Below are 10,290 nucleotides of genomic sequence, written 5' to 3'. Positions count from 1 at the left end.
CCCCGCGCTGGCCGGCTGGGGGGCCGCCGCGCCGGGGGCCGCGGCGTTCTGGACGTCGGTCTCGGAGGTCATGACACAACTCTACGGATCTGTTACGCCGACGTGCACCGGAAGCGCGGTCGTCGCAACCCGGTTGTCCGCGGGTCCTGGTCCGCCGCGGCCTCACAAATGACCGAGGTCCCGGACCGTGAACGGCCCGGGACCTCGCATTGTCGGGGTGGCGGGATTCGAACCCACGACCTCTTCGTCCCGAACGAAGCGCGCTACCAAGCTGCGCCACACCCCGCTGACAACGAGGGATACTCTAGCGCCCCGCCGGATGAATCGCGAAACCGGGTCAGGCCGGCAGCGGGATCCGTTCACGCAACGGCGTCTCGGGGACCGAGGCCTCGTCGCCGCCACCGCCGGGCCCGGCGACCAGCTCGAGCAGCGTCGCCTCGGGCCTGCAGAACGTCCGGACCGGCACGTACGGCGAGGTGCCGAGCCCTGCGGAGACGTGTAGGACCAGGTTCCGGCCCCAGGCGGACAGTCCCTGGGCGCGCGAGCGGTCGATGCCGCAGTTCGTGACGATCGCCCCCGTGGGCAGGCAGAGCTGCCCGCCGTGGGTGTGGCCCGCCACCGCGAGGTCGTACCCGTCGGCGTCGAAGCGGTCGAGCACCCGGGGCTCGGGGGAGTGGACCAGGCCGATCCGCAGGTCGAACGCCGGGCCGGCGGGCCCCTCGATCTCGCTGTAGCGGTCGCGGCCGATGTGCGGGTCGTCGACCCCCGCCACCAGGACACGACGACCGTCCACGGCGATCTCCGCGCGCCGATGGGTGGCGTCGACCCATCCACGCTCGGAGAACGCGGCCTTGAGGTCCCGCCACGGCAGCGGGACGGAGGAGTGCTTCTTCCGTCCCACGCCGAGGTACGACAGGGGGTTCTTGGGCACCGGCGCGTAGTAGTCGTTGGACCCGAACACGAACGCCCCGGGCCGGCCCAGCAGAGGGCCGAGCGCCTGCACGACGGACGGGACCGCGCGTACGTCCGAGAGGTTGTCCCCGGTGTTGAGGACCAGATCCGGCTCCAACCGGGCCAGGGCCGCGAGGAAGTCCTGTTTCCGCTTCTGGCCGGGCATCATGTGCAGGTCCGAGATGTGCAGGATCTTCAGCGGCTCCGAGCCCGGCGCGAGCAGTGGGAGGGAATGACGACGGACGGTGAACGCGTTGCGCTCCCATCCCGACGCGTAGACCGTGCCCGCCACCACCGCACCGGCGAGGACGGCCGCCGCGCGCGCGGAGGGGGTCGACGGGGTGCTCCGGGTCCGACGGGAGGGGCGCTGCATCCCACCATCGTACCGGCGGCGCCCGCGTGAAGGCTCCGCCCCGGCGGGGGTTACCTCGGCGGGGAGATGGTGATGGGCGCCAGGCCGGGGACGTTCAGCACGACGGGCTCGTCGCCGATCGCGGCCCCCGGGCCCGACGCCTCCTGGCCGTCGGTGTTCCGGGCCGCGGCCCGGCCGCCGCCCCCCGAGCCGTCGGAGACGCGGAGGGTGACCTGGGATCCGGGGATCCCGGTCCCGCCGTCGAGACCCACGACGGTCCCGTAGGTGCGTCCGGTGCCGGAGACGAACTGGGTGTTGACGATGAATCCGGCGCCGGTGAGCAGCGAAGTCGCCGCCGACTGGCTCATCCCCTCGACATCGGGCAGCGCCGCGCCGCTGGTTCCGGCCTGGTAGGCGGGATCCGGTGCGGGCAGCTGGACCGGGCCGTAGATCTGGGCGATCGGGGTGAACGCGGAGAACCAGGTGTTGGCAGGCTCGAGACCGCCGAAGAGGTTGCCGTACGCGCACTGGCGCAGGGGGCTGGTGCACAGCTCGCTCGTGGTGGTGCCGTCGTTGAAGGCGTAGACGGCCGCCGAGTAGTTGTTGGTGTACCCGAGGAACGCCGAGGAACGGTTGGCCTCCGTGGTTCCGGTCTTGCCCGACATGGGCAGGCCCCATCCGGCGGCCCCCGCCGCGCCCGCGGCGGTGCCGGCTCCCACGTGGTCCTTGGACAGGGCCACCGAGAGGGTGTTCGCCAACCCGGGCTCGACCACCTGCTCGCAGCTCGGTTCGTTCAGTTCGACCGGCGCCCCGGTGCGGTCGGTGATCGACTCGATGGGGCTCGGCGGACACCAGGTTCCCCCGGAGGCCAGGGTGGCCCCGACGTTGGACAACTCCAGGGCGTTGACCGCCGTGGGTCCGAGGGTGAACGATCCCAGGTTGTTCTTCTTGATGAACCCGGCGATCGAGTCGCCGTCCGCCGCGGTGCCCTTGCGGTCGTACGACCGCATCCCGAGACGCACCGCCATGTCCACGGTGGGAGCGACCCCGACGTCCTTGATGAGGTTGACGAAGGTCGTGTTGGGCGACTGGGCCAGCGCGTCCGCCACGGACAGTGACCCCGGGTACGACCCGGCGTTCTCCACGCAGTACTGGCCGGGCGGGCATCCGGGGGCGCCGCCGGCGCCCAGGCCGGAGACCTGCACGCGGCGCGGAACCGACAACGTGGTGTTGGTGCCCATCCCCTTCTCCATGGCCGCGGCCACCGTGAAGACCTTGAACACCGAGCCGCCGCCGTCGCCGACCAGAGAGAACGGCTGGGGCTGGACCGTCTGGCTGTCACCCAGTTCGAGGCCGTACCGGCGGCTGGAGGCGATCGCCGCGACCTTGTGGGAATCCCGGCCCGGACGCACGACGCTCATGACCTGCGCCACGCCCTGGCCCGTCGGGTTGCCGTAGGTGTTGAGCGACCGCTGGACCGAGTCGTGGACGGTCGGGTCGAGCGTGGTGCGGATGGTGTACCCGCCCTCCTGGACCATCTCGCGGCTCAGACCGTTCTGGTCCAGGTAGTCCAGTACGTAGTCGCAGAAGAACCCTCGGTCGCCGGCGGTGATGCAGCCACGGGGTAACGAGTTGGGGCGTTCCAGCACGCCGAGGGGCTCGGCCGCGAAGGCCGCGCCTTCCGCCGGCGTGATCGCGCCGGTCTGGACCATGGTGTCGATGACGGTGTCGCGACGGTCCTTGGTGTCCTCGGGGTGGGCGTAGGGGTTGAACATGCTGGTGGACTGGATCATCCCGGCGAGCATGGCCGACTGCGGCACGGTCAGCTCGGAGGCGTCGACCCCGAAATACGTCTGGGCCGCGGTCTGGACGCCGAAGGCGCCGTTGCCGAAGGAGATCAGGTTGAGGTACTTGCTGAGGATGTCGTCCTTGCTCATCTCGGCGTCCAGCGTGAGCGCCATCCGGATCTCTTTGATCTTGCGCGCCGGGGTGGTCTCCACGGCGGCTCGCCGTTCCGCGTCGTTCTCCGCTGAGACGAGGAACTGGTAGTTCTTGACCAGCTGTTGATCGATGGTCGAGGCGCCCTGCTGGACGTCGCCGGACGTGGCGTTGGTGAGCGCCGCGCGGATCGTGCCCCGCCAGTCCACACCGTTGTGGTCGGCGAACCGGCGGTCCTCGATCGCGATGATCGCCAGCTTCATGTTCTGCGAGATCTGATCGCTCGGGACCACCACGCGCTGCTGGTCGTACAACCAGGCGATCGGTGTGCCCTCGGAGTCGGTGACCGTCGAGATGGACGGGAGATCGCCCTTGATCAGGTCCGCCGAGGTCCCGGACAGGGAATCCGCCATCTTGTTGGAGGCCAGCCCCGCCGCCCCGGCTATCGGGAACAATGATCCGGCCGCGACCACCCCGGCCGCGACACAGGTCGCGACCAGCTTTCCCAGCGAACTCATACCCGACACGGGGCCAAGAGTACGTGAACACCCCCGTCCCGCCACCCCGCGAGGCCTCCGTCGCACACGACTCTTTACTTCTGTTGTGTGACTGCGGTAACAATATTAGAGAACGCGGGACGTTTCGAACCCGGATGAGGTCGTGTGACGGCCCTCACCGCCGAGAGGCTCCCGCGGACACCGTGGGCCCGCCGCGCCGGGCGGGTCCAGAAGGCCGGAGGCGTGTGCGGCAGACCCGTCCGCGACTCCACACAGACAGGGGTACATCGATGACGGCCACCCTTCCCGGGACCTCCCGGACCGACGACGCCGGGGTCCGCCCCGGCTCAAGCAATCCCCTCGGTTCCGAGGAGACGATCATCGGGGAGGGGCGCCAGGAGTGGGTCGCCCAGGCCCGGTGCAAGGACATCGACCCGGACGAGCTCTTCGTCCGCGGCGCCGCGCAGCGCAAGGCAGCGTCCATCTGCCGCCACTGCCCGGTCCTCCTGCAGTGCCGCGCCGACGCGCTGGACAACCGCGTGGAGTTCGGGGTCTGGGGCGGGATGACCGAGCGTCAGCGGCGCGCCCTGCTCAAGCAGCACCCCGAGGTGCGGTCCTGGGCCGACTTCTTCGCGCAGCAGATCGAACGCCATACCGTCATCTACTGACTCCCACCGGTTCCGTACCCCACACGACGCGACCCGCGGCTCCCGCCGCGGGTCGCGTCGTGTGTTCGGGCCCGGCGCCGGTTCACCCACTCAGTCGGTTCACCCACTCAGTCGGTTCACCCGCAGAGCTGGTCGCCGACCGACCGCAACGCCTCCAGGTTGGAGATCTCGAACGGGAGCGAGGGCACTCCCACGATCCGCACATCCGGATGGGTGTCGGTGAAGGACTCCAGGAGGCGGACCTCCTGCTTGGCCGTCCCGGCCCGGTCGGCGTGGATCCGCAGCACCGCCTCCGCCTCGGGGTTCCCCGCCAACCGGTCGGCGGCCGCACACGCCTGCTCGGCTGTCAGGTCGGTGAGCCGCGGGTGGGTGCGGTTGATCACGACCCCCGCGAGCGGCATCGACTCCTCCGACAGTCGTTCGGTGAAGAACGCGGCCTCGCGGAGGGCGGGCCGCTCCGCGGAGGAGACCACCAGGAACTCGGTGCCCTTGCGCCGCAGGATCGCCTGGGTGCGGGAGGCCCGCGTGGCGAACCCGCCGAAGGTGGAGTCCAGGGCCACCACCATCTCGGAGGCGTCCTTGAGCATGGAGGACCCGACGACCGCCGACACCCCCCGCATGGCGGTGCTCATGGCACCGGTCATCAAGCGGCCGACGCCGCGGCCGGGCGCCGCGAACACCCGCATGAGGCGACTGTCCATGAAGGCGCCCAGGCGGCGCGGGGCGTCGAGGAAGTCGAGCGCGTTGCGTGAGGGAGGGGTGTCGACCACGACGAGGTCCCACGTCGAGTCGTCGAGCAGCTGCCCCAGCTTCTCCATGGCCATGTACTCCTGCGTCCCCGCGAACGAGGTGACCATGGTCTTGTAGAAGTGGTTGTCCAGGATGGACTGCGCCTTCTCGGCCGTGGTGTTGGCGATGACCAGCTCGTCGAACGTGCGACGCATGTCGAGCATCATCGCGTGCAACGACCCGTCCGAATCCGCGTGCTCCGGTCCCAGGTCCACGCGGGACGGTTCGTTCGAGAGGTCGTCGATCCCCAGCGCCTGCGCGAGGCGCCGGGCCGGGTCGATGGTGAGGACCACGGTGTCGCGGCCGAGTTCGGCGGCGCGCAGGGCCACCGCGGCGGCGGTGGTGGTCTTGCCCACCCCGCCGGCGCCGGTGCAGACCACCACCCGGGTCGCCGGGTCTGTGAGCAGTCCGGTGATGTCGAGACGACGAGTCATGATCAGTGCACTCCCTGGTCGGCGAGGGCGGAGGCCAGGTCGTACAGGTCGGCGACCTCGACGCCGTTGGGCAGGGCCGGCAGCACGAGGGTCGGGCAGCCGGACGAGGTCAGGGTCTCGCCGGCTGTGAGCTGTCCGCGTGCGACGCGGGCGTGCTCGATGGCCTCCACCAGGAGCCCCTGCAGCCCCTCGTCGTCGAGCTCCACACCGGTCTCCTCGAGACCGGCCAGCACCGCCTCGGCGTCGATGTCCTCCTCGGCGATCCGCTGCAGCGCGTCGTCGTCGAGGTGCCGGGTCTCCGCTCGGTTGATGATCACCTGACCCACCCGCAGATCATGGGACCGGAGCTCCTCGATCGCCTCGATGGTCTCCTGGACGGGCAGCGATTCGAGCAGGGTCACCAGGTGCACGACCGTCTGCGGGGAGTGGACCAGCTCGGCGACGGCATCGGCCTGACGACGGATGGGCCCGCCGGCGGCGAGGTCGGCCATCGCGGTGGTCACGTCGAGGAACTTGCCGATGCGACCGGTGGGCGGGGCGTCGACGACGACCGCGTCGTACACCACTTCCTTCTTGGCGTGTTGGCGCGTGACGACCTCGTAGATCTTGCCGGTCAGGAGAACGTCCTTGAGGCCGGGTGCGATGGTGGTGGCGAACTCGATCGCGCCCACCGACTTCATCACCTTGCCCACCACCCCGAGGTGGTAGAAGGTGTCAAGGTAGTCGAGCATCGCGGCCTCGATGTCGATGGCCAGCGCGAACACCTTGCCACCGCCGTCGACCCGGGCCACGAGTTCCTCGCGGTACGGCAGCGGCGAGCGGTCGAAGATCCGCGCGATGCCCTGGCGTTCCTCGACCTCCACCAGCAGGACGCGCTGTCCGGTCGAGGCCAGTGCCAGCGCGAGCGAGGTGGCGACCGTGGTCTTGCCGGTGCCCCCCTTGCCGGAGACGTAGTGGAGGTCCGCGCGGGCGGAGGCGTCGGACCAGCCGGTGGACAGCTCGTCGGCGATCGTCGACCTCACGGACTGACTCGACGTACCCGACTGGGTCGATTGCGTTCCTGGTGTGTCGGTGGACGGCATGCGGTCCACCCTAAGCGGTTCCACCACGGCGCGCGGGCCGCCGGCGACTTCCCTAGAGTGTGGGCATGAGCGAATCCACCCCCGCAGCCCGGTTCGAGTACGTGACGGTCCCGCTGCTCACCCACGCCACCAAGCAGATCCTCGACCAGTGGGGCGGTGACGGCTGGGAGCTGGTCTCCGTCCTGCCCGGCCCCACCGGTGAGCAGCACGTCGCCTACCTCAAGCGTCGGCTCTGATGCCGGAGGGCGAGGGCGGCGGGTACTGGACCCGCAAGCTCGAGCAGCTGGGGATCGACCTGCCGACCGTCGTCCCCCCGCTCGCCAACTACGCGCCCGCCGTGCGGACGGGCGCCTACGTCTACACCTCCGGTCAGCTGCCGATGATCGACGGCGCTCTCGCCGCGACCGGCAAGGTCGGTGCCGCGGTGTCCCCGGAGACGGCGGCTGATCTCGCCCGGACCTGTGCCCTCAACGCACTCGCCGCCGTGGACGGCCTGGTGGGCATCGACTCGGTGGTGCGGATCGTCAAGGTCGTCGGCTTCGTCGCGTCGGCCCCGGGCTTCAACGCCCAGCCCGCGGTGGTCAACGGCGCCTCGGATCTGCTGGGTGAGGTGTTCGGGGACGCCGGCGTCCACGCCCGCTCCGCGGTCGGGGTCTCCGAGCTGCCGCTCGACGCGCCCGTCGAGGTCGAGCTCATCGTCGAGGTCGAGGGATAGGGCCGGACGGTGGCCCGGGACGGAGAATGCCGATGACCGGCGGCCTGGCCCCGATCACGTTCCCGGCGTACGAGACCCTGCGACCCGTCACGGACCTGGCCGGGGTGATCCTCTGCGACAACCCCTCGGAGATGACCTTCGAGGGGACCAACACGGTGGTGCTGCGGGCCCCCGGATCGCGCACCGCCGTGGTGGTGGACCCCGGGCCGGAGAATCGCGCGCACGCTGAGCGGATCGCCGCGATCGTGGGCGAGATCGAGCTCGTCGTCATCACCCATCGACACGGGGACCACACCGGCGGGATCGACGACCTCCGGGCGCTGACCGGCGCGCCGGTCCGGGCGGTCGGACCGGTGTACTGCCGGGATGCCGCGCCGTTGGTGACGGGGGGCGACGACGACGAGGTGATCCACGCCGCCGGGCTGGACCTCACCGTGCTGGCCACTCCCGGGCACACCGCGGACTCGATCAGTCTCGAGGTGCGTCCGGCGGGTGCCGGGTTCACCGCGCGCGCGGACTGTGTGGTGCTCGGCGACACGATCCTGGGTCGCGACTCGACCGTTCTGGACTCCACCGACGGCGATCTGGGGGACTACCTACAGAGCCTCGACCAGCTGTCCGCGCGCGCCGACGGCGTGGTGGGCATCCCCGGCCACGGTCCGGATGTGGCCGATACCGCTCGCGCCGCCCAGGTGCTGGCCCGTCACCGGCGGGACCGGCTAGAGCAGATCGCGGCAGCCCGGGGCGTGCTGGGACCCGATGCGTCCGCCGAGGTCATCACGCAGCACATCTACCGGGATGTCTCTCCGTTCCTGCTCAAAGTGGCCGAGCAGTCCACCCTCGTGGCCCTGCGCTATCTGGATCGGTCCGGTTAGACCGGCCGACCCGGCCCGCCCTACGACAAGAGCGTTCCGCACCCCTTCTCGAGGGAGGTGTGCGGAACGCTCTTGTCGATGGGCCGGGGCGGCTCGGCGGGCCTCAGCGGGCGCGCCGGGCCAGGCGCTCGGTGTCGGAGATGATGACGCTCTTGCCTTCGAGGCGCAGCCAACCCCGGTGTGCGAACTCGGCCAGGGCCTTGTTGACCGTCTCGCGGGAGGCGCCGACGAGCTGGGCGATCTCCTCCTGCGTGAGGTCGTGCGTCACGCGGATGTTGCCGCCCTCCTGGGTGCCGAAGCGCTGGGCCAGCTGCAGCAGCGCCTTGGCCACGCGACCGGGCACATCGGTGAAGATGAGGTCGGCGAGGTTGTTGTTGGTGCGGCGCAGACGGCGGGCGAGCACCCTCAGCAGCTGATCGGAGATCTCGGGCCGCTCGGAGATCCACCGCTTGAGGGCCGAGCGGTCCATGGACTGCACGGAGACGTCGGTGACGCAGACCGCGGACGAGGTGCGCGGGCCCGGGTCGAAGATCGACAGCTCACCGAACATGTCCGAGGGGCCGAGGATGGACAGCAGGTTCTCGCGACCGTCCGGGGCCTTGCGGGAGAGCTTCACCTTGCCCGACGTGACGATGTAGAGGCTGTCGCCCTGCTCGCCCTCGCGGATGATCACATCACCCTTCGAGTACTCCTCGCGGGTCAGGTCGGCACGCAGCGCCGAGATGGCCGCGGGCTCGACACCCTGGAAGATGCCGGCCCGGGTGAGTACGTCGTCGGCCGACTGGTCCGTGCGGCGATCTATCGTCACAGTCCGTGACCCTCCCGTTCGGGCGAGGACGAGCGAGGTCCGCGCCATGGCGTGCGTGTGGCGAGAGCCACTGTAGCCGTTCCGGTGCCCCCGGTGTGACCAACCCGCGGCGACCGGGGTGGGTCAGTTCTCGATCTGCTCCGGCTCGGCCAGAATGGAGGCCTCGAACCGGTCCATCAAGAGGGCGAACCCGGCGAGGAGGACCGGGACCAGGACGACGAGGATTCCCTGCATGCCCCCGAGTAAACACCCCCGCGGGCCGACGCGCACGTGCGGCCGGCTCACCCGCAGGTGGCCCGGGCCGTAATGTGGACGCATGCCCGACCCCGCTCCAGCTTCCGTGAAGCGCCGCAGACGAGGGGTGGCCGCGAGGGGGGTGGAAACCGACCTCGGGCGCACCCGCCGCGCCCGGCGCATGCTCCGCACCCTGGAGGACGCGTTCCCCCACGTCTACTGCGAGCTGGATTTCCGGAACCCGCTCGAGCTGAGCGTCGCGACGATCCTGTCCGCGCAGTGCACGGACAAGCGCGTCAACGAGGTCACGCCGGCGCTGTTCGCCCGGTATCGGACCGCGGCCGACTACGCGGGCGCGGACCGTGAGGAACTGGAGACGCTGATCCGACCGACCGGCTTCTACCGCAACAAGGCGCGGAGTATCCAGGGGCTGGGTGCGGCGCTGGTGGAGAAGTTCGACGGCGAGGTGCCGCGGCGGCTCGAGGACCTGGTCACCCTCCCCGGATTCGGACGGAAGACGGCCAACGTGGTGCTCGGCAACGCGTTCGGTGTGCCCGGACTGACGGTGGACACCCACTTCATGCGTCTGGTCGCCCGGTGGAAGTGGACAGAGGCCACCGACCCGGTGCGCATCGAGCGCGAGGTGGCCGCGCTGCTGCCCCGGCCCACCTGGACCGACGCCAGCCACCGGATCATCTTCCACGGTCGCCGGGTCTGTCACGCGAGGACGGCGGCCTGCGGTGCGTGTGCCCTGGCCTCGGACTGCCCGTCCGCCGGCGAGGTCGGCCCGCTCGACCCGGTGGCCGCCGCCCGCCTCGTGGTGGGGCCCGAGCGATCGCACCTGTTGGAGCTGGTCGGCCTGGGGGATCAGGCGTGAGTGCCTCGGCGAGGTGGTCGCTGGTGGCGCTGGTGGCGCTGGTCGGCGTCGTCGTGGCACTGGTCTCCAC

At 70.6% G+C, this 10,290-nt stretch carries 10 protein-coding genes and 1 tRNA gene; 5 read left to right on the top strand and 6 right to left on the bottom strand.

Annotated features, from left to right (window positions below; all coding sequences use genetic code 11):
* Positions 1–212: 212 nt before the first annotated feature.
* The 3 genes from IY392_RS02300 to IY392_RS02290 all read right to left on the bottom strand — a co-directional run bounded on the left by IY392_RS02300 (position 213) and on the right by IY392_RS02290 (position 3,759).
* A tRNA-Pro gene (locus tag IY392_RS02300) sits at positions 213–286 on the bottom strand.
* Between the two features lie 51 nt (positions 287–337).
* Positions 338–1,324, bottom strand: a complete 987-nt coding sequence (locus tag IY392_RS02295; RefSeq protein ID WP_182627686.1) for a metallophosphoesterase — start codon at positions 1,322–1,324, stop codon at positions 338–340.
* Positions 1,325–1,374: 50 nt separating this feature from the next.
* Positions 1,375–3,759 (bottom strand): transglycosylase domain-containing protein, encoded by a 2,385-nt coding sequence (locus tag IY392_RS02290; RefSeq protein WP_156607329.1) that lies wholly within the window; start codon positions 3,757–3,759, stop codon positions 1,375–1,377.
* Positions 3,760–4,028: 269 nt separating this feature from the next.
* On the opposite strand from IY392_RS02290, the gene IY392_RS02285 reads away from it, so the two are divergent.
* Entirely contained in the window at positions 4,029–4,406 is a 378-nt protein-coding gene (locus tag IY392_RS02285) for a WhiB family transcriptional regulator (protein WP_170114850.1), read from the top strand.
* A gap of 116 nt (positions 4,407–4,522) precedes the next feature.
* Here the strand turns inward: IY392_RS02285 and IY392_RS02280 are convergent, their stop codons facing one another.
* A complete protein-coding gene (locus IY392_RS02280; RefSeq protein ID WP_107755624.1) occupies positions 4,523–5,629 on the bottom strand; it encodes an ArsA-related P-loop ATPase in 1,107 nt (368 codons plus the stop codon).
* Positions 5,630–5,631: 2 nt separating this feature from the next.
* Positions 5,632–6,711 (bottom strand): ArsA-related P-loop ATPase, encoded by a 1,080-nt coding sequence (locus tag IY392_RS02275; protein ID WP_194860406.1) that lies wholly within the window; start codon positions 6,709–6,711, stop codon positions 5,632–5,634.
* A 65-nt stretch (positions 6,712–6,776) separates the two neighbouring features.
* Here IY392_RS02275 and IY392_RS02270 point away from each other — a divergent pair, with 65 nt between their 5' ends.
* From IY392_RS02270 to IY392_RS02260, 3 genes are read left to right on the top strand one after another with little or no spacing between them, the layout of a single operon-like run.
* Positions 6,777–6,947, top strand: coding sequence for a hypothetical protein (locus tag IY392_RS02270; protein ID WP_107755626.1), 171 nt, complete (start codon positions 6,777–6,779; stop codon positions 6,945–6,947).
* Positions 6,947–7,426: a RidA family protein gene (locus IY392_RS02265; protein WP_107755627.1), complete on the top strand. Its 480-nt coding sequence runs from the start codon at positions 6,947–6,949 to the stop codon at positions 7,424–7,426. The genes IY392_RS02270 and IY392_RS02265 overlap by 1 nt, the downstream gene beginning before the upstream one ends.
* A 32-nt stretch (positions 7,427–7,458) precedes the next feature.
* The gene (locus IY392_RS02260; RefSeq protein ID WP_194860405.1) at positions 7,459–8,301 is read left to right on the top strand and encodes an MBL fold metallo-hydrolase; all 843 of its coding nucleotides are present in this window, start codon (positions 7,459–7,461) and stop codon (positions 8,299–8,301) included.
* 103 nt (positions 8,302–8,404) lie between these two features.
* Here IY392_RS02260 and IY392_RS02255 read toward each other — a convergent pair whose 3' ends face one another.
* Positions 8,405–9,109: a Crp/Fnr family transcriptional regulator gene (locus tag IY392_RS02255; RefSeq protein WP_017838335.1), complete on the bottom strand. Its 705-nt coding sequence runs from the start codon at positions 9,107–9,109 to the stop codon at positions 8,405–8,407.
* A gap of 316 nt (positions 9,110–9,425) precedes the next feature.
* On the opposite strand from IY392_RS02255, the gene nth reads away from it, so the two are divergent.
* Positions 9,426–10,220 carry an endonuclease III gene (gene nth / locus IY392_RS02250; RefSeq protein ID WP_194860404.1) on the top strand — a complete coding sequence of 265 codons (795 nt, stop codon included), beginning with the start codon at positions 9,426–9,428 and terminating at the stop codon, positions 10,218–10,220.
* Positions 10,221–10,290: the final 70 nt, after the last annotated feature.

Origin of the sequence: Dietzia sp. SYD-A1, from assembly GCF_015356725.1 — a bacterium.
Taxonomy (GTDB): domain Bacteria; phylum Actinomycetota; class Actinomycetes; order Mycobacteriales; family Mycobacteriaceae; genus Dietzia.
The sequence above is the reverse complement of the archived record's forward strand: the minus strand, read 5'-3'. Positions and strand labels throughout refer to the sequence as shown.

Coding starts and splice junctions, on each gene's coding strand:
- nth (WP_194860404.1), top strand. CDS start 9,426: ATGCCCGACCCCGCTCCAGCTTCCGTGAAGCGCCGCAGACGAGGGGTG.
- IY392_RS02295 (WP_182627686.1), bottom strand. CDS start 1,324: ATGCAGCGCCCCTCCCGTCGGACCCGGAGCACCCCGTCGACCCCCTCC.
- IY392_RS02275 (WP_194860406.1), bottom strand. CDS start 6,711: ATGCCGTCCACCGACACACCAGGAACGCAATCGACCCAGTCGGGTACG.
- IY392_RS02290 (WP_156607329.1), bottom strand. CDS start 3,759: ATGAGTTCGCTGGGAAAGCTGGTCGCGACCTGTGTCGCGGCCGGGGTG.
- IY392_RS02285 (WP_170114850.1), top strand. CDS start 4,029: ATGACGGCCACCCTTCCCGGGACCTCCCGGACCGACGACGCCGGGGTC.
- IY392_RS02260 (WP_194860405.1), top strand. CDS start 7,459: ATGACCGGCGGCCTGGCCCCGATCACGTTCCCGGCGTACGAGACCCTG.
- IY392_RS02265 (WP_107755627.1), top strand. CDS start 6,947: ATGCCGGAGGGCGAGGGCGGCGGGTACTGGACCCGCAAGCTCGAGCAG.
- IY392_RS02280 (WP_107755624.1), bottom strand. CDS start 5,629: ATGACTCGTCGTCTCGACATCACCGGACTGCTCACAGACCCGGCGACC.
- IY392_RS02270 (WP_107755626.1), top strand. CDS start 6,777: ATGAGCGAATCCACCCCCGCAGCCCGGTTCGAGTACGTGACGGTCCCG.